The 18,548-nt window shown below is 52.7% G+C and carries 20 protein-coding genes; 15 read left to right on the top strand and 5 right to left on the bottom strand.

Features of this window, described 5'->3' with window-relative positions; translation table 11 throughout:
- Positions 1-46 precede the first annotated feature (46 nt).
- The 10 genes from nikB (at position 47) to WBG83_RS20205 (ending at position 9,037) form a co-directional block, all read left to right on the top strand.
- Positions 47-967, top strand: a complete 921-nt coding sequence (gene nikB / locus WBG83_RS20250; RefSeq protein WP_336747169.1) for a nickel ABC transporter permease — start codon at positions 47-49, stop codon at positions 965-967.
- 32 nt (positions 968-999) lie between these two features.
- Positions 1,000-1,902, top strand: coding sequence for a nickel transporter permease (gene nikC / locus WBG83_RS20245; RefSeq protein WP_336747168.1), 903 nt, complete (start codon positions 1,000-1,002; stop codon positions 1,900-1,902).
- A gap of 47 nt (positions 1,903-1,949) precedes the next feature.
- On the top strand, positions 1,950-2,948 hold the full coding sequence (locus WBG83_RS20240; protein WP_336747167.1) for an ABC transporter ATP-binding protein: 999 nt from the start codon (positions 1,950-1,952) through the stop codon (positions 2,946-2,948).
- Positions 2,929-3,897 (top strand): ABC transporter ATP-binding protein, encoded by a 969-nt coding sequence (locus tag WBG83_RS20235; RefSeq protein ID WP_336747166.1) that lies wholly within the window; start codon positions 2,929-2,931, stop codon positions 3,895-3,897. The genes WBG83_RS20240 and WBG83_RS20235 overlap by 20 nt, the downstream gene beginning before the upstream one ends.
- Positions 3,898-4,521: 624 nt before the next feature.
- Complete coding sequence (locus tag WBG83_RS20230; protein WP_442955859.1) at positions 4,522-4,971, top strand: HEAT repeat domain-containing protein; 450 nt, start codon at positions 4,522-4,524, stop codon at positions 4,969-4,971.
- Positions 4,972-5,618: 647 nt separating this feature from the next.
- Complete coding sequence (locus WBG83_RS20225; protein WP_336747163.1) at positions 5,619-6,098, top strand: hypothetical protein; 480 nt, start codon at positions 5,619-5,621, stop codon at positions 6,096-6,098.
- Between the two features lie 46 nt (positions 6,099-6,144).
- Entirely contained in the window at positions 6,145-6,843 is a 699-nt protein-coding gene (locus WBG83_RS20220) for an AIM24 family protein (RefSeq protein WP_336747162.1), read from the top strand.
- Positions 6,844-6,896: 53 nt separating this feature from the next.
- Positions 6,897-7,622, top strand: a complete 726-nt coding sequence (locus WBG83_RS20215) for a hypothetical protein (protein WP_336747161.1) — start codon at positions 6,897-6,899, stop codon at positions 7,620-7,622.
- Between the two features lie 24 nt (positions 7,623-7,646).
- The gene (locus WBG83_RS20210) at positions 7,647-8,015 is read left to right on the top strand and encodes a VOC family protein (RefSeq protein WP_336747160.1); all 369 of its coding nucleotides are present in this window, start codon (positions 7,647-7,649) and stop codon (positions 8,013-8,015) included.
- Positions 8,016-8,398: 383 nt separating this feature from the next.
- On the top strand, positions 8,399-9,037 hold the full coding sequence (locus WBG83_RS20205) for a cysteine hydrolase family protein (RefSeq protein ID WP_336747158.1): 639 nt from the start codon (positions 8,399-8,401) through the stop codon (positions 9,035-9,037).
- 277 nt (positions 9,038-9,314) lie between these two features.
- On the opposite strand, the gene WBG83_RS20200 is transcribed toward WBG83_RS20205, so the two are convergent.
- A complete protein-coding gene (locus WBG83_RS20200; protein ID WP_336747157.1) occupies positions 9,315-10,871 on the bottom strand; it encodes an ABC-F family ATP-binding cassette domain-containing protein in 1,557 nt (518 codons plus the stop codon).
- A 213-nt stretch (positions 10,872-11,084) separates the two neighbouring features.
- On the opposite strand from WBG83_RS20200, the gene WBG83_RS20195 reads away from it, so the two are divergent.
- Together WBG83_RS20195 and WBG83_RS20190 are read left to right on the top strand one after the other, a co-directional pair.
- A complete protein-coding gene (locus tag WBG83_RS20195) occupies positions 11,085-11,282 on the top strand; it encodes a dockerin type I repeat-containing protein (protein ID WP_336747155.1) in 198 nt (65 codons plus the stop codon).
- A 339-nt stretch (positions 11,283-11,621) separates the two neighbouring features.
- Positions 11,622-12,344, top strand: a complete 723-nt coding sequence (locus tag WBG83_RS20190) for a metallophosphoesterase family protein (RefSeq protein WP_336747154.1) — start codon at positions 11,622-11,624, stop codon at positions 12,342-12,344.
- Positions 12,345-12,410: 66 nt separating this feature from the next.
- Here the strand turns inward: WBG83_RS20190 and WBG83_RS20185 are convergent, their stop codons facing one another.
- Both WBG83_RS20185 and WBG83_RS20180 read right to left on the bottom strand, forming a co-directional pair.
- On the bottom strand, positions 12,411-13,031 hold the full coding sequence (locus WBG83_RS20185) for an NAD(P)-dependent oxidoreductase (RefSeq protein ID WP_336747153.1): 621 nt from the start codon (positions 13,029-13,031) through the stop codon (positions 12,411-12,413).
- Between the two features lie 163 nt (positions 13,032-13,194).
- Complete coding sequence (locus tag WBG83_RS20180) at positions 13,195-13,626, bottom strand: VOC family protein (protein ID WP_336747151.1); 432 nt, start codon at positions 13,624-13,626, stop codon at positions 13,195-13,197.
- 304 nt (positions 13,627-13,930) lie between these two features.
- On the opposite strand from WBG83_RS20180, the gene WBG83_RS20175 reads away from it, so the two are divergent.
- From WBG83_RS20175 to WBG83_RS20165, 3 genes are all read left to right on the top strand, one after another.
- Positions 13,931-15,346, top strand: coding sequence for a DHA2 family efflux MFS transporter permease subunit (locus tag WBG83_RS20175; protein ID WP_336747183.1), 1,416 nt, complete (start codon positions 13,931-13,933; stop codon positions 15,344-15,346).
- A gap of 441 nt (positions 15,347-15,787) precedes the next feature.
- On the top strand, positions 15,788-16,405 hold the full coding sequence (locus WBG83_RS20170; protein ID WP_336747150.1) for a DNA-3-methyladenine glycosylase family protein: 618 nt from the start codon (positions 15,788-15,790) through the stop codon (positions 16,403-16,405).
- Between the two features lie 19 nt (positions 16,406-16,424).
- Positions 16,425-16,853 (top strand): hypothetical protein, encoded by a 429-nt coding sequence (locus WBG83_RS20165; protein ID WP_336747149.1) that lies wholly within the window; start codon positions 16,425-16,427, stop codon positions 16,851-16,853.
- Between the two features lie 97 nt (positions 16,854-16,950).
- Here the strand turns inward: WBG83_RS20165 and WBG83_RS20160 are convergent, their stop codons facing one another.
- Both WBG83_RS20160 and WBG83_RS20155 read right to left on the bottom strand, forming a co-directional pair.
- Positions 16,951-17,664 (bottom strand): 2OG-Fe(II) oxygenase, encoded by a 714-nt coding sequence (locus WBG83_RS20160; RefSeq protein ID WP_336747148.1) that lies wholly within the window; start codon positions 17,662-17,664, stop codon positions 16,951-16,953.
- The gene (locus tag WBG83_RS20155; protein ID WP_336747147.1) at positions 17,657-18,205 is read right to left on the bottom strand and encodes a methylated-DNA--[protein]-cysteine S-methyltransferase; all 549 of its coding nucleotides are present in this window, start codon (positions 18,203-18,205) and stop codon (positions 17,657-17,659) included. Before WBG83_RS20155 ends, WBG83_RS20160 begins: the two co-directional genes overlap by 8 nt.
- Positions 18,206-18,548 lie beyond the last annotated feature (343 nt).

Below are 18,548 nucleotides of genomic sequence, written 5' to 3'. Positions count from 1 at the left end.
GGCGAGGGGGATCTGAGGATCCCCCTTGTTCGCAAGGAGGCATCCCTTGACTACCTATATTGTTAAACGTGTGCTTCAGATGATTCCCACCTTGCTTGGCGTGTCCATCCTTGTATTCATCTTGATCCATGCGGTTCCGGGCGATCCGGCCCGTTTGATAGCAGGCAATGAAGCCAGTGAAGAGGATGTGGCCCTGGTCCGCGAACGGCTTGGACTAAACCAGCCCTTGCATGTTCAATACGGAAGCTATGTCGCCCATTTGCTGCGGGGCGATTTGGGAACATCGCTGCGATCCGAAAGGCCGGTATTGCAGGAGATTCTGACCCGGTTCCCGACAACCGTTTTACTTACGGTGATGGCGATTTTGATTATGATTGTGGTCGGGTTGTTTGCGGGCATTCTTTCGGCGACCAAGCCGAACAGCATCCGGGATAATACGGCCATGATGTTCTCCTTATTCGGCATTTCCATGCCGATTTTCTGGCTTGGCCTGATGCTGATTCTCATCTTCTCCTATTACCTTCGCTTGCTGCCGTCCGGCGGAAGCGACGGGCTCAAGTACTTTATTCTGCCGGCCATTGCTGTTGGGCTTTCCTCCTCAGCCATTCTGGCCCGGCTGACGCGCTCGAGCGTGCTGGAGGTCATCCATCAGGACTTCATCCGCACGGCCCGCGCCAAGGGTGTGAAGGAGAAGCTCGTCATTTACAAGCATGTGCTGAAGAATGCGATGATTCCAATTATTACTATTATTGGTCTGGAGTTCGGAAGCCTGCTCGGTGGCGCAGTGATTGCGGAGACGGTGTTCTCCATGAACGGACTGGGACGTTATGTCATTCAATCGATCCAGTACCGGGATTATCCGGCGATTCAAGGAACGGTGCTTTTTATCGCAGCCCTGTTCGTTATTGTGAATCTGATTGTCGATTTGTGCTACAGTCTGGTTGACCCCCGGGTCAAATATGAATAGGAGAATAGGATGAAGGGAAGGGAATTTGTATCATGAGTCAGTCAGCAGCGGCGGCACAGACGGAGAACAATTCGCAGGCTCCATCATATACGCCCCGTTCCCCGTGGCATATGATGGCCCGCCGGTTCCGCAAAAACAAACGGGCCGTTGTGGGGCTGTGGATGGTAGCATTATTTGTGATCGTAGCTCTTGCGGCCCGGTGGATTGCTCCGTATGACCCGTATGTACAGAACATGCAGGCCATGCTGGAATCTCCTACGTGGAGTCATCCATTCGGGACCGATGAATTTGGCCGCGACATATTGTCGAGAATTATTTACGGCGCTCAAATCTCCCTGCTTATCGGCATCGTCGGGGTATTTATTTCCCTTCTGCTGGGCGTGACGCTTGGAACCGCCGCTGGTTATTTTGGCGGCTGGTGCGACACCTTCGTGATGCGGATGATGGATATTTTCATGGCCTTTCCCAGCTTCCTGCTGGCGCTGGCTATCGTTAGTGTGCTTGGGCCGGGGATGATGAACGTCATGATTGCAATCGGTATTTTTTCCGTTCCGACGTTTGCCCGAATATCCCGCAGCGCGGTCATCTCCATCAAAAGCAGAGAATATATCGAGGCGGCCCGGGCGATGGGGGGCACGCATCTGTTTATTATTTTCAAGCATGTGCTTCCGAACAGCATCGCTCCGATTATTGTCTTGTCCACCTTGCGGGTGGCTACAGCGATTTTGACAGCATCGGCGCTCAGTTTTCTGGGAATGGGAGCCCAGCCGCCGATGCCGGAATGGGGGGCTATGCTCAGCACGGGCAGAGAGTACCTGCGATCGGCTCCGCACGTCAGCACAATACCAGGGCTCGCGATCATGTTCATGGTGCTCGCCTTTAACATGCTGGGCGATGGCCTGAGAGATGCGCTCGATCCGAAGATGAAGCTGTAACCTACAGCACAGGCACGAAAAATATGGCTGCAGGAGTGGTCGGCACGATGAAGAAGGAACTCCTTGAGATTAGGGGCTTAAAAACATATTTTTATACCGAAGACGGCGTTGTGCCAGCAGTTGACGGGGTGGATATCGTCATTCACGAAGGCGAAACGGTCGGTATTGTAGGGGAATCGGGATGCGGCAAAAGCGTTACGTCCCTTACCGCTATGCGGCTGACTCCCGGCAAGGTCGTGGAAGGGTCGGTCCGGTTTAACGGAAGAGATGTGCTGACCATGACGGAAGAGGAGATGCGAAGCATTCGGGGCAACGAGCTGGCCATGATTTTTCAGGAGCCAATGACGTCCCTCAATCCGGTGTTTACGATTGGACAGCAGATTGGAGAGGCCGTTCGCATCCATTTGAACTACAGCCGCAAGCAAGCCAAAGCCCATGCGGTGGAGATGCTTAAATCCGTCGGTATTCCTCGCGCCGAGCAGATTGTGGATGAGTATCCGCACCAACTCTCTGGCGGCATGCGGCAGCGGGTGATGATCGCAATGGCCATGGCATGCAATCCGCGGCTGCTGATCGCCGATGAACCGACGACTGCACTGGATGTCACCATTCAGGCTCAAATTCTGGACCTGATGCGAGAGCTCAAGGCACAGCACAATACGGCGATCATGATGATTACACACGATTTGGGCGTGGTGGCGGAGATGTGCGACCGTGTGCTTGTGATGTATGGGGGCAGGGTGGTGGAGGAAGCGGATGTGGTAACCATCTTCCGGAATCCGCAGCATCCGTATACGCAGGGATTGATGCGTTCCATGCCCACCCTGAATTCAGAGCAGAAACGGTTGTATTCCATTCAAGGCAATGTGCCTGCGCCTGGCAGCCTGCGTGAAGGCTGCACCTTTGCCCCACGCTGTGAGTATGCCATGGAAGCGTGCCGTACACTGGCGCCCCGGCTGACAGCCGTGGGAGAGGGGCACTTCAGCCGATGTCTGCTCCATTCATCCGGGCAAGGGGGAATCTCTGTTGAAACAACCATTGGTTGAGGTCAGGAACCTGAAAAAGCATTTCCAGGTTAAAAAAGGCATTTTCGGCCGGGGCGGACATGACATCAAAGCGGTGGACGGCCTCAGCTTTACGATATATAAAGGGGAAACGCTTGGACTTGTCGGGGAAAGCGGCTGCGGGAAATCAACGACCGGCAGAACCTTGCTTCAATTGCTGCCGCCTACCGCGGGAGAAGTGTGGTATGAAGGACGCAATCTGGTCGGCATGGACCCGCGGGAGCTGAGAAAGCTGCGCAGACACCTGCAGATGGTGTTTCAGGACCCTTACGCTTCGCTTGATCCTCGGCTCACTGTAGGGGAGATTATCGCGGAGCCGCTTCAAATCCATAAGCTGCACAGCGGCAAGGAGAGGGATCGGCGGGTGGAAGAGCTGCTGGAGGTCGTCGGCCTCAGCGGCTACCATGCCAAGCGCTATGCGCATGAATTCAGCGGAGGACAGCGGCAGCGAATCGGAATTGCCCGGGCGCTGGCCTTGAATCCGAAGCTGATTGTAGCGGACGAGCCGGTATCTGCCCTGGATGTATCCATTCAGTCGCAGGTCATCAATCTGCTTCAGGATTTGCAGGATCAGTTTCAGCTGACGTACCTGTTCATTGCCCATGACTTGAGCGTCGTGAAGCATATTAGCGATCGGGTCGGTGTGATGTACCTGGGGAGAATCGTAGAGCTCGCGGCTACAAGTGAACTGTTTGATTGCCCGTTGCATCCGTATACGAAGGCCTTGCTGTCGGCCGCGCCTATCCCCGATCCGCTAGTGAAGAAAGACAGAATTATTTTGCAAGGAGACGTGCCCAGTCCTGCGAATCCGCCCTCCGGCTGTGCGTTTCACCCGAGGTGCAGCGAGTGTATGGATATCTGCCGCACCGAGCAGCCGCAATTGCAAGAAATGGATGGCCGCTTTGTCGCATGTCATTTGTATAACAAATGAGCTGAATCTGGAATTCAACGTTAGTTCTGATGTAAAGCCGCTATCCTTGGAATGGATTCCTCATTGGATGCGGCTTATATTTTGAAGTGAATGTTAGTCCCCGAAAGAACGGCAGAGATGCTGTTCTTTTGTCTATACTTCATATGTAAGCTCACCAAGCCTGGCCGCACGGCATGAATCCAGATCACCGGTTAGGGTTATTTTAGAACGATGGCGGGCAAGGCTGCCGCTCTTTTACGACGCAATGAAAGGTTGCCGTGCTATAATGAGAACGGAAAGCATTCCTTTTGCCGGAAGCAACAAAGCGAATTATAGGAACTCTGAGGACTGTTCAGAAGTATAACGAGGGCAAAAGGGGATAAGGTACTGTCCGCAATTGGAACACCTTGAGCAAGCTTGTGGAGCTGGCAGCGGAGATGGAGCAGGCCAATACGACGAATACATAAACTTCTATCCGGCTCTATTCTTTTTTTCGCTTTTTTGTGATATCTTTATGTGTTGGCTATGTTGGCTATGTTGGCTAAGAAAATGGTAACAAGAACTAGTCCCGCGGTGCCGGGTCCTTTGAATCCGGGAACGGGCCATGCAAGACAGAAATTTTAACCGGAAGTGGAGATGGATGATTTGGAACACTTGGAAGCCACCGATGAATTTACGGCGAATTATGAACAGCTGAAAACGTCTGCGGGCCGTACCTCCAATTGGAGAGAGCGGCTGGAGGCTGTGGAAGCGCTGGGACAGTGGAATAATCAACAAACCATTGCTATTCTCACGCATAGATTGAACAACGATGCCGTGTTCAAGGTGCAGGAGGCTGCTTACAGCAAGCTGAAGGAATGGGGAGAGGATGTTCAGCCCCCGGTTAGAAAGAAAGGCGACCTGATCAAAGGCGTATCCAAAATTTTAGTCAGAATAAAGAAAAGCCTGCCAAAGGATCATACCTTTGAGGAATTCAAGCAAAAATTGAAAAACATGCGATTGGACATCTATGATATCTACGAAGGCGACAAAGGGGCCGAATTCGACTCGTGGCTGGAAAGCACCTGGGCTTCCTTATCGACGGGCAGGCCATAAGACTACCGAATAAGCAGGGGAAGAAGGAACCGGGAGCAAAAAATAGCGAGTCCGGTGCTGCTGTGTACAGACTTAGGTTCATGAATAGCTGACGTGCATAGCGCCTTCCGCACCGCACGCAGCTCCCGGCGTACGGTGCTTCACTGGACTGAAGGCGCCGTTCTTAACGAATCAATTCCATACAAGAGGCTTTGCAAATGCGGAGTAATGGCTGTAATGGCCATGTTTATTTGGTTATGCGCATGTTGCTTCCTCGGAATTAGTTAAGAACAACGGATCTCAACCAATGCCTCAGGTATATACCTATCATTGCACCCGCAATCCGTGCTGAGTTCAGCGCGGATTTTTTTTGGGTTCTGGAGGAGTAGACGTTCGGCCCCATAGGAAGGTGAGCTGGAATAGCACTGGGGAAGCCGGAGATCAGCCTGCGTAAAGAGCTCCAAAAGTATGAAGCACACGTACAGCACGAGGCTGATCTTGAATCTCGGTTATTGCACCGCAAGCTGCGCCCAAGCAGGCAGTTGTTCGCTGCATGATCACGGACACTAATAGAGCGGCTTCTCCTTTCTAGCAGCTGCTCTATTGGCGTCGGCCCTTCATCCGATGTAAAATAGAGAATGACGTCGAATGGTGGGGGCGGGAAAACGATGAACGACACCGGGACAAGCCGGAGGCGGAGATACGGAAAGCGCTGCGGGCAGGCGGCACTGCTTATGCTGACGGCCGCCGCGCTGCTTCAGCCGTTGTCCGCTGCGGAAGCCGGACTTATAGATCGGGTAAAAGAAATATATCGGCTGCCGGAGCAGATGGAGAGCATTCAGCAGGAATACGATGCGACCAAGCAGCAGCTGGAGGAGCAGCGGGACAAGCTGCAGGAGGCCGTGCAGCAGTCCAAGGAAGCGCAAGAGCGGCTAATCGCTCAGAACAAGCAGCTGCAAGAGCAAAATGAAGCCCTGCTGCGCAGCATCCAGGCGATGGAGCAGGCGGAGCAGGAGCGGCGCGCCCGCACGCGAAACATCACGACATTAGCCGTTACGGCGGCAATTCTTGCCGCGGGTTATTTTGTATCGGGGCGCTTCATCCGGCTGGCCGTTTGGAGAAGGCACAAAAGCAAGCTGCGCCGGTAGCTTCGATATTCAACCATCTGGGCTGCCATAGGAGGTGCAGGCTGGCGTGAAGATTACGTACGAGCAGGCGGAGCAGGTGACACGGCTGGCTTCATTCGCTTTGGACCCGGATGAATCGGTGCATGTGCTCCATCCGAATCAAATTGTAGCCTTCCAGGGGGCTTCCTCGCTGCGTGAGGACTCATTTATGAAGCTCTCGGGCATATATCGCAAAAAAAGATTCGTCAAAACGCAAATTCATGGCCCGGTCCGGTTTCTGCTGGGGCTGCCGGAGGGCTATTCCTTGGGAACCATAGAAATACAAGAGGATGACGATTTGCTGTTCGATTACCGCCATGTGCTGTTCTATACAGACGGTATGACGTTTCACATGCATGTGCAAGCGGTGCGGAACGCATTGATGACGCGCGATCTGGTCAAAATGAGGTTTCAGGGACCCGGTACACTGGGGCTGCTGACAGCGGGTCCCTTGTATCCGGTACAGCTGAACCCGGAGCAGCCGCTTTTTGTCGATATGAACTGTCTTGTTGCTTATTCGAAGCATGTCAGCTTGACTCCCTGTGTATACGGCAATACCCTGGCCAGCCAGCATATGAATTACCAGTGGGAGATCAAAGGGAGCGGTACGGTGCTGCTTCAGCCCTGCAAGCCCGATAGTCGATTGGACGAGCATATGCAGAACGACAGCCTGCTGAGGCGGGTGCTCCGAGAGGTTATCCCGTTCGGCGGCATTTGGATAAAGTAATCTGGCACGGAACAAGTAAACGGAAATCATTCCCCGGGAAGGCGGAGTTTGCGATGCTGTATGAGTTTGTCATTACGCCCAAATCGTATCAGCCCTTTGAGAGCGAAGAGGCGCAAATAGAGAAGTGCAAGGAATGGGGGCTGCTTTCGGAGAAAGCCGCCAAAACAAAACGGTTTATTTATAAAGGAAACGGTATGAGCCTGCCTTGCGGCATTGTGGGATTTGCCGATAAAATTACTGCGGTCATCGAGTTCGAGAATAATCAGCAGCACTGTATCCATCCCTCCTTTTTGAAGGAGATGCAGGCATCGGGCTACAGCCAGAAAGTGACGCCGTCAGCTTCTGAAGCTGCCGAAGAACAGGCTGAGGCGAAGGGCGCTGTGGAAGAGGTGCCGCTGCCGCCGGAAGCGCCGGTTGCAGAAGCGGACAAGCCGGCGGAGCCGCCGAAGGCGAAGGGAAAAAAAGAAAAGACGCCTAAGCTGGAGCTTCCTGAAGGCAAGGTTAGAATGATTGCGACCGTGAAGGAATTCACCACTGTTCCGAACCATTTCTCGGATAGCAACGATGAAGTCGTTATTTATGAAGGAGTATCCATTCTGGAGCCCGAAGCGGAGCTCGATACGGCCTGGTCCAGCCATAGCGCCACACTGAAAAAAATGGAGCTGCAGGTCGGGGACACGATAACGTTTGAAGCCAAGGTTGCGGCCAAGAAGCTGACGAAGCATCCCGTGCCGTACAAAATCAACAACCCGTCCAAGCTGCAAAAAGAAGAGGCTTAGGCAGCCTTTCGCGCGGCTGCCGATGTGCTATTTTATGCCAGGAGCCGTCCGCTGGAGGCCCACCGATTCTATACGGAGGTGCTTGGATTTATTACAAGACTGTACATCCCGGAAGCATATCTGGCGATTGTTGCTTCACCGGAGGAGCCGGACGGGACGGGGCTGCTGCTGGAGCCAAACAATAATCCCATCGCCAAGACGTATCAGGAGGCGCTTTATAAAGGAGGCTTCCCGGTCATCGTAATGAGCGCTGAGAACATCCACGAGGAGTTTGACAAGCTCCGCCAGCGGGGGGTTGTATTCAGGAAGGAGCCTGCAAAGACGGATGTAGGCATCGAAGCAATTTTTGAGGATTCCTGCGGCAACCTCATTCAGATATTTCAGATGGGTTAAGTACAGCAAGCTTCCCAAGCCACCTTTACGGCCGGCGGTAACGGAAGCTTTTTTTGATCTGATCTGGCGGTTCAAAGCGGGGCTGTAGCAGGGAGTAGCATGTAAGGAGCATCACTCCCGGTTCGGCACGCCCCTGCGGTAAAATATATTTCTGGAGAAGAAGTATTTTTGTACATATCAAATGAAAGGAAATGAATAACAAATAAAGGAAAACGAGGCTCTGTCATCGAATACATGATGGAGCCGAAAGACCTCTAGCGGCGAATATCCGTTCACAGCGCAACATACGATGGAAGAGGACAAGCAGATGGGAGCGGATTTGGCCAAGGGACTGAGAAGCAAATGAAATGGCAATGACACGACATGAAAGGGGAATCCCGAAAATGAATAAGTATACCAAGCCAAACTGGCGCCAAGCAGCTGTGGTGACGATTGACACCCAAAATGATTTCAGCTTGCCGGGGGCCGTCGCCGAAATACAGGGCACTTACGATGTCATTCCGAACATGAGAACGATTCTAAAGGTATGCCGCCAAAAAAACGTCCCGGTGATCCATATGATCCGGCTGTACCGGGAGGACGGCTCTAATGCGGAATTGTGCCGCAAGGAAGCGCTGGAGTCAGGAAACGCACTGGTGCTCCCCGGCACAGAGGGCGCCGATCTGGTCGATGCGATGAAGCCGAACGGTGCGGCAGCGCTTGATTATGCAGAGCTGCTGAAGGGCCGTGTGCAGCCGATTGGCCCGCAGGAGTGGGCTGTGTACAAGCCGCGCTGGGGCGCTTTTTATCAGACCAGGCTTGAGCATTTCTTGCGTGAGCGGGGGATTGATACCTTGATTTTTACAGGCTGCAATTTCCCCAATTGCCCGCGTACGAGCATATATGAGGCCAGTGAGCGGGATTTCAAGGTCGTGATGGTTGAAGATGCGGTTTCCGGTGTGTACCGGAAAGGGATAGAGGAATTGAGAAGCATCGGAGTGCATATTTACCATACCAACGAGCTTCTGGAGGAGCTGCAGTAAGAAAACGCTTTCAATAAAAGTAAATAAATAACAAATCATGCATTTATTTTTTTGTCGATTATTGTTAAAATAATACTTGTTAAGTAGGAAGATGGAAATATACTTCTGCACAGGAGAAAGTGAAACGTGAACATTTTACTCAGCATCTTGGAAGGAATTCGAATTTAAGCTTGCTTCCTGATCGCTTCAGCACGTGAACCGCTCAAGAAACAGGCCGGGTCCTATTATCATGGACCCGGCCCGTTTCTCTTTTTTTCTTGCCGCTTGAAGCTTCGGTTTAAAACACTTTGGTCGTCCAGGATTCACAGTTCCAAGTCTCTGTTACGACATCACGATAAAATTCCGGTTCGTGGGAGATTAGCAGGATGCTGCCTTTGTACGCTTTCAGGGCGCGCTTCAGCTCATCCTTCGCATCCACATCCAAGTGGTTGGTCGGCTCGTCAAGCACAAGCAGATTGGTTTCCCGGTTAATCAGCTTGCAGAGGCGCACCTTCGCTTTTTCACCGCCGCTCAGCACGGCAACCTTGCTCTCGATATGCTTGGTGGTCAGACCGCATTTGGCTAGTGCCGCGCGTACCTCGAATTGCGAGTATGAAGGAAACTCATTCCAGATTTCCTCAATGCAGGTATTGTAATTGGCATCCTTGATTTCCTGTTCAAAATAGCCGATATGCAGGTTGTCGCCAAGCTGCACGGAGCCGGAGATCGCTTTGATTTCGCCAAGAATACTCCGCAGCAGGGTCGATTTACCGATTCCGTTCGCTCCGACGAGGGCGATTTTTTGGCCGCGTTCCATACGCAGGTTGAGCGGACTGGATAACGGGCTGTCATAACCGATAACCAGATCGGTCGCTTCGAAAATCAATTTGCCGGAGGTCCGGGCATCCTTGAAATGAAACTGCGGCTTCGGCTTTTCCTTGGCAAGCTCGATGACTTCCATTTTGTCGAGCTTCTTCTGTCTGGACATCGCCATGTTCCGGGTGGCGACGCTTGCTTTGTTGCGGGCTACGAAATCCTTCAAATCCGCAATTTCCTGCTGCTGGCGCTTGTAGGCGGACTCCAGCTGCTGCTTTTTCATTTCATAGACTTCCTGGAAATGATAGTAATCGCCTACGTAGCGGTTAAGCTCCTGGTTCTCCATATGGTAGATCAAGTTAACGACGCTGTTCAGGAACGGAATATCGTGGGAGATCAGAATGAAGGCATTCTCGTATTCCTGCAGATAGCGCTTCAGCCATTCAATATGCTGCTCATCCAAATAGTTCGTCGGCTCGTCGAGGAGCAGGATATCCGGTTTTTCCAGCAGGAGCTTGGCCAGCAGAACCTTGGTTCGCTGTCCGCCGCTCAAATCGTGGACATCCTTATCCAGTCCAATGTCGGTAAGACCGAGGCCGCGTGCGGTTTCTTCCACCTTGGCATCAATCATATAGAAGTCCTGGTTCGTTAATGTATCTTGAATCGTGCCGACATCCTCAAGCATCTGCTCCAGCTCCTCAGGCGTCACTTCGCCCATCCGGCCGTACATGTCGTTCATTTCCTGCTCCATATCGAACAGGTATTGGAAGGCGCCTCGGAGGACATCGCGAATCGTTAGCCCCTTGCTGAGCGCGGCATGCTGATCGAGGTAACCGACGCGCATCCGCCTGGACCATTCCACCTTGCCGTCATCCGGCTGAAGCTTGCCTGTAATAATGTTCATGAAGGTGGACTTTCCCTCGCCGTTGGCGCCGATAAGCCCGATATGCTCGCCCTTAAGCAGGCGGAAGGACACATCATTGAAAATCGCGCGGTCCCCAAAGCCATGGCTTAGCCGTTCTACATTTAATATACTCATGCATGACACCTTTTCTTCTAAAGTTTTATTCTTGTATATTATAAGCGGTAAGGCGGGAACAACTCAATGCGAAAACAGGACATTCCTTGCATTTACAGCCTGTAATGCCGATAGGCGGCCGTAATCGGCCGTTTTGCACCCCGGCTGCCGCGGCCAGAAAACGAATATCAGGAGCAGCATGCTGACGAACGTTGATGCTTTAGTGAGATTTTTGTGAGAACGGTGTTGCTTAAGGGAGACGCCAACGGAGACGGAAAAATAACGGCCGCGGATGCGCTGATCATTTATAAATCTTTGAAAGGAACTGTCACGCTCACCAGCGATCAAATCTGGATGCTGGACATGAATGAAGACGGCATCCTTGATGCTCTTGACGCGGAATGGATTATGAAGCAATTGACAAACAGATAGTACGCCGGGCAAACCGGTGACGCTTCAAATGAAGCTTTTCAGCATGGATGATGAAGCAGGATAACAGTAGTTCATAGGGCTCGCCTTTACAAGGATCGTAGACGTGATGAGAGAAGCTTGCTGGCGCAAGCAATCACTCCCGCACCGCACCGCGCGCTGGGAGCTGCGCGCGGTGCGGAAGAAGTGCTGATGCTTTGAGCGCGGTCGAATCCATCAGCAGCCGCCATGCGACGTTCAGACGGATCATCGTTTGAGCCCCTGGCAAGGAAGTTGCTATTTCAAGGGAAGGTGGTAGAATGTATCTGAATCTGAGGCGGCGGAAAGGAGATGGATTTGGATATGAGATTAGCGTTCATATCGGATATACACGGCAATGCCGTTGCACTTGATGCTGTACTAGAGGACATCCGGAAGAAAGCGGTGGACCGGATTATGGTGCTCGGCGATTTGTGCTACCGGGGACCGGAACCAAAACGGGCTTTGGAACGGGTTCGTGCTTTACACACAGAGGTGATTAAGGGGAATGCTGATGCGTGGACCGTTCGAGGGGTGCGCCCGGGTGAGGCGCCTGATCAGGCACTGGAGATGATGAACCGGGAGCGTCACTGGATCGTTTCGCAATTGGCGCAGGAGGATATCGATTATTTAGACGGTTTGCCGACCGAATTACAGCTGCAAGTTGAAGGAGTTTCGATACATGCCTTCCATGCCACGCCGGACAGCTTGTTTGAGATTGTCCTTCCTGGCACGGAGGAGGCGCAGCTTAAAGCGAAGCTAATGTCGGGAGCGGACGCGGATGTGTACATCTATGCTCATATTCACCGGCCCTATGTCCGGTTTATCGACGGGAAGGTGCTAATGAATATCGGAAGCGTAGGGCTGCCTTTTGACGGGATGGCGAAAGCTTCGTATGGGATTCTGGAGATCGAAGCGGGAGCGATTCGCACGTCGATAGAGCGTGTTCCTTTTGAAGTGGAGCAAGTGGTGAAGCAGTATGAAGAAGCCGGATATCCCAATGCGGAGATGATGTCCCGGGTGGTCCGGAATGGCCGCATCAATTAAAAGCAGTCCTTAAACCATTGTGGTCCTGGAAAATATTAACAATGTATGAGCGGCGGATGTACGGATCTAATAAGCAAGCCCGACCCGCGCGCCGATAAATTGCTTGGCGGCAAGCTCGTCATAGGCAAACTCGGCGGTATCGCCGACGGAGATGGACGTGCCTCCGAAAGGCAGATAATCCCGCTCGACACGGTAGATGCCCGTACGTTCCCCGGCGGGCAAATAGGTGGGGCAGACAACGGTCCACTCCAGTCCGGAGCCCGCCAGCTGCTCCCACGCCCGTCGGTGCTCCTCGGCAGCCCGGGTGGAGGAGCGGCGGGAGTCCGGCGTTTCGTAGCGCAGCAATCCGGTATGCTCACGGCTGTCTAAAATACCGGCCGTACCGATAGTAACCACGCGCTTGATTCCATGCGCCTTCATGGCAGCGATAAGCATAGGCGTAAATATTGTCAACACCGAGCCTCCGTCTGTACTTAGCGCGCTAATCACAGCGTCTTTCCCCTGAACAGCCTGCCAGACATCGTGTTTCTCACAGGCGTCCCCTTGAATGATGGTCAAGTTCGGGGCTTGAAGGGACATTTTCCCCGGATTTCGGACAAAAGCGGTTGTCAGGTGGCCGTCAGCAGCAGCTCGTGCCGCAAGCTCCCGTCCCACGCGTCCTGCAGCGCCAAAAATAAGCAGCTTCATTACAAATCTCCTTTAATTAATTTTTCCTCTTCTCTTTGTGTGCATGATGACGTAAAATTCAAAGGGCTGGTAACGACTAAAGCTGATCGCTCCGTAAACCGGCTCTGCCGCTGGCAATGCGCGCAGAGCCGGTTGCTTGTATCATGCGCGGCAAAGCTGCCTGTTACTTCTGCTTGCCAGCCTCGGTGAAGATTTGGAAGGTGACGCCGAATTGGTCTATGACGCTTCCATAGGCCGGACTGAAGAAGGTTTCCTGCAGCGGCATTTGGACTTGTCCATTGTGCTCAAGGGCTTCGAAGAACCTTTTGGATGTTCCAGGATCGTCGGTCGAGATACAGATGGTGACTTGATTGCCGGCTTGATGCGGCTGGCCAGGGAACGTATCGGAAAACATAAGCTCCGCTTCACCTACCTTAAGCAGCGCGTGAGAGAGTAAGCTTTTCGCTTCAGGAGGCAGAGGGAATTCCGGATTTTCAGGCATATCCCCAAACGACATTTGCGCGACAATCTGTGCTTCCAGGGCCGACTCGTAAAATTGGATCGCTTCCTTTGCGTTACCATTCATCACTAGATAAGGAATCAAACGCACAGCCATGATCAAGCCTCTCTTCCTGGATGGATTCACTTTATTATGCGCAAACCTTGATAAAATTGTCCATACCCAGCAAACGATAAGGGCTAAGGGTGTTTGCGGAAATAATAGCGGCAAGGACAGGACAAGATCGCAATGGATTAGAAATGGGGGTGTCCGGTTTTTGCTATCATGTAGAAAGGATTCTCAGCAGCACGCAGACCAAGGAACATTTCAGGAAATGAAAGGGGAAGTATTTGTGGTAAATCAAAGCTCAACTCATCATGATGGAAGCACGTTTGGTAGCAGGAGCAATTTTATAGTTGTGATGGTTATGATTTTGGGAGTATTCGTTGCGATATTAAATGAAACGCTGCTCACGGTGGCGCTGCCCAAAATAATGGCGGATATCGGCATTGAGCCAAGCACGGCACAATGGCTGACAACCGGCTATCTGCTCGTTATCGGCGTACTTATTCCGGTCACCGCCTTCTTAATGCAGCGTTTTACAACACGGAGTCTATTTCTTACCGCTATGGGGCTGTTTACTGCAGGCACTTGTATCGCGGCGATTTCTCCGGGATTTGCCTTGCTGTTCGCGGGAAGGGTGCTGCAGGCAGCGGGCACCGGTCTGCTGTTCCCATTGCTGACCAATGTCGTATTCTCTATCGTTCCGATGGAAAAGCGCGGTTCGGCAATGGGAACGATCGGGATTGTCATTACATTTGCCCCGGCTATCGGTCCGACGTTATCAGGTATTATTGTCGAGCATTTCAGCTGGCGTGTTCTGTTTTACGGCGTGGTGCCGATCGCAATATTCGTGATTCTTTTTGCCATGATGAGATTGAAAAATGTAACCGAAACGACGAAGCCGCGCATCGATGTGCTTTCGTTGCTGCTGTCTACCGTCGGCTTTGGCGGGATTGTGTACGGCTTCAGCAGCGCGGGCGAAGGCCACGGCGGGTGGACCGGAGCGCAAGTGATAGCGCCTGTGGCGCTCGGTGCAGTCTCGCTCGGACTATTTATCTGGCGGCAATTGACGCTGAAGGAGCCGCTTCTCAATTTAAAGGTGTTTACCTATCATGTATTCCGGATGTCCACGCTCATTATGATGGTCGTGATGATGGCGATGTTTTCCGCGATGCTGCTGCTGCCGATGTTTCTGCAAAATTCGCTAGGCTACACCTCGTTTGAAGCAGGCCTCGTTATGCTGCCCGGGGGAATTATTATGGGGATTATGTCTCCGATTACGGGGCGGCTGTTCGACAAATTCGGGGCCAAGTGGCTGGCGGTTGTAGGCTTGACATTGATTGGCAATACGCTGTGGCAATTCGCTTATCTTAATTTATCGACCTCTTACAGCACAATCATGATTTTTAATACCCTGCTGATGCTAGGAATTTCCATGCTGATGATGCCGGTGATGACCAACGCGCTAAATGAGCTGCCTCCTGCCTTATACACCCACGGAACAGCGATTATCAGCACGCTTCAACAGGTGGCCGGCGCTATCGGGACGGCATTGCTCGTTACCATGATGACGAACAGCTCCAGGCGGTTTTTGGAGTCTGCCGAGGCGACGACGGATCAATCGATGCTGAAAATTTTGGCGCAGATGGCCGGCATGAAAAGCGCTTTCCTGCTTGCCTTCGGTCTGGTTACGATGGCTTGGCTCACTGCTTTTTTCCTGAAACGGGCTGTTCCTCCACAAGGGATGGAAGGAAAGCGAGCGTCTGCACACTAAACCGGCTTCTGTGAGCATGAACATTCAGACGGCCGGAGAGTCCGAAAAATGGCGGCTCTAACAGAGCTGGCACACCCTTGTGGTATTTTGCCGCACCGCGCGCTGGGAGCGGGCCCGTACGGGAACGGCAGCCTTAGCCCGTGGGGAGTCGCGCTTGAACTGCTTTGTGAGGCACCGCGTGCTGCTCCCGGCGCGGTGCTTTGCTGTGTGAAGGGGGGGATATGTCTTCCCTTGTAGAAGCCGTGCGGGCAGGCTTAACAAGCAAAGCTCCAATTTCGTTATCTTGCGCTTCTATTCGCTGAACCGGACAACTGGTGCCTGATCAGGTATAGTGTTACTAAACGGCAGTGAGCCGGGTTGTATAAGGTGCAGGGGATGCGGCAGCAGGAATCGGGTAACAGCAGAAACGCAGAAAGAAGCTAGCAGCAAAGGAGGGAGAGCTTGCAGGCCGTCAAAACGAAAAATTTCGACTACGGTCAGGAAGAGCTTCGTTATTTATGCAGTGCTGATGCGGTATTAGGAGCGGCTATAAAGCGGATGGGCAGGGTGGAGCGGACCGTTATTCCCGATTTGTTCACCGCACTGGTGTATGCTATGGTCGGCCAGCTTATTTCAGCCAAGGCTGTTCAGACCATTTGGGAACGTATGCAGTTGCGCTTCGGAGCTATAACCCCCGAACGGCTCGCCGGACAGTCCGCAGATGCTATTCAAGCGTGCGGGATAACAATGAACAAAGCGGCTTGTATTCATCACATCGCGCAGCTTACTGCCGAAGGCGCGTTTAATCTGGACGAGCTGCATGAGCTGCCGGATGAGGAAGTCATCGGGAGGCTGACGGCATTGCAGGGTGTCGGCCCATGGACAGCGGAGATGCTGCTGCTTCATGCTATGGAGCGGCCGGACATTGTCAGCTGGAGGGACATTGCGATTCGCCGCGGGATGATGAAGCTGTACCAGCTGCCTTCCCTGAATAAGGCGCAGTTTGAGCAGTACCGCCACCGTTATTCGCCATTCGGCTCTGTCGCTTCCATATACTTGTGGGAGATTTCCTTTGAGTAGGGAAGGAAGCGTGTGGAACATGGAACATTCGATAAAAGAACAGTTATTTGCGCTCGCGGAGGCAGAGTACCGCAGGTTTTCAGCGGCATTGATTCCGAACATGAACATTCATCACATGCTGGGGGTCCGGCTGCCGGAGCTGCGTAAATTGGCCAAACGGATCGCAAAGGGCGACTGGCGATCCTATCTGCAGCAGGCGGATGATGAGTTCTTCGAGGAAATTATGCTGCAGCGGCTGGATGGCATCAGACATGACGGCTACTATGTCAACATGGCGGTTGCGTGGGCCGTATCGATCTGCTTTGTGAAGCATCCTGGGGTAACGATGGCGTATTTGACTAGCTGCTCCCTGGACGATTTCACATACAATAAGGCGCTGCAAAAAATTACAGAGTCGCTTCGTGTGAGCCCGGAGACGAAAAAAACAATACGCGGCATGAAGCGATGAAGCTGTGTTCATTGTTTATAGCGTGATTTAATAGCACTGGCTGCTCGATACAGCCCATGAATATAAACGGGGTGATGTGCTGCTTGGTGCCACCGCGTTATTCGGCATCGTGAAAAATAATACCAAGACTGTACCGGGTCCCGGATGTGATTGTACCTACTCCGTGCCGGAGCGTCGTCCGGTAATAGCCGCGGCTCCCCGGTACGGCGCGATGCCGGGTCGGAAAGAGGAGTCCTTCCCCCTTATTCAGGCTAATGACATGTCCCCGGCTTTGGGCCCGAGGCCGCTGCTCTACAAGAAGGAATTCCCCGCCCGTATAATCTTCGCCTTGCTGATTCAGGGAAAATACCGCCTGAAACGGGAAAAAAACATCCCCATACAAATCCTGATGCAGGCAGTTATAGCCGCCTTTCTCATATTTCAAAATCAAAGGGGTCGGACGGTTCTGCCCGGAAGCATGACATTGATCAAGAAACTCCGGCAGCTGAGCGGGGTAACCGGCTGTATGGCCCAATTGCTCCAGCCAGCGGTTGGCTGCCCGGGCCAGATTCGGGTACAATCCCTCTCGCAGCAGCTGCAGCAAAGCCGGAAGCGGGGTGTTGTAATACTTGTACTCCCCGATTCCGAAGTTGTAACGGGCCATGGAAATCGAGCTTCGAAATGTTTCCTCGTCCTCATACGAAGCGATAAGCTCGGAGCATTCCGCTTCATGAAGCAGAGCAGGCAGCTTCGCATATCCGTGCTCGTCCAGCGACGCTTGCAAGGAATCCCAATCCATTCCCGCGATGCGGGCCGCTAAGCGCTCAGGCATGCTGCAGGCCTCCTTCGGCAAGCAAGCCGTTTTTCTCCAGCCGCAGCAGCAGATTTTTCATCTCCATGCCTCCCCGATAGCCGGTAAGCGCCCCATTCTTACCGATAACGCGGTGGCACGGCACGGTGATTAACAACGGGTTAGCGCCAATCGCAGCGCCGACCGCGCGGACTGCGGCCGGTCGTTGAATTTGCCGGGCGATGTCGGAATAAGATACGGTTTGCCCGTAAGGAATGCCGTCAAGCGCATCCCATACCGCCAGTTGAAACGCTGTCCCGTGCAAATCAGAAGCAACGGTAAAATGCTGGCGGCCGCCCTGCAAATATTCCAGCAATTCGGCGGCGTATGGCTGAAGCTGCACGTCGTCCCGGATCAGCGTCCTGCTCTTGAAGCGGGCTTGAGACCAAGCGGCCAATTCAGAACAGGGCGCATTCAGAGAACCGACAAAGCACAGGCCTGCGGGAGTAGCTGCCATGTGTAAGCGCCAGTCCTCGTATGTCAGCAGGCTCCAATAAATAGGCGAATGAATCGGATGGTTCATTTGAGTTTCCTCCAGTATTTGTGGAATTACTATGTTGCTGTGAGAACAGTCTTTCTTTTTCAAGGCTGCCTGGAGACTTGCAAATCTGTTTTGAACAGTAAGAACAGCAAAGCAATAAGAGGGCATCGGACCGGACGCCGATTTTTCCCAGGGAACAGAAGGCTTCCGGCACGAACAGTATAACCTCAAAATGGTGCCTTTGTACGCAATTCCGAATAGATGAGCAAGATATTGAAATTGTTTGAAAGGGATCGGCGATCAGAGAACTAGTGCTTAAAATCTCAAATACCTCAACGTTAACAGGTTAATCTTACCAAGCGATGTGATACACTGAAAGCACGAA

Source organism: Paenibacillus sp. y28, from assembly GCF_037137075.1.
GTDB lineage: Bacteria > Bacillota > Bacilli > Paenibacillales > NBRC-103111 > JBBBNV01.
This window is presented reverse-complemented; position numbering and strand designations above follow the sequence as displayed.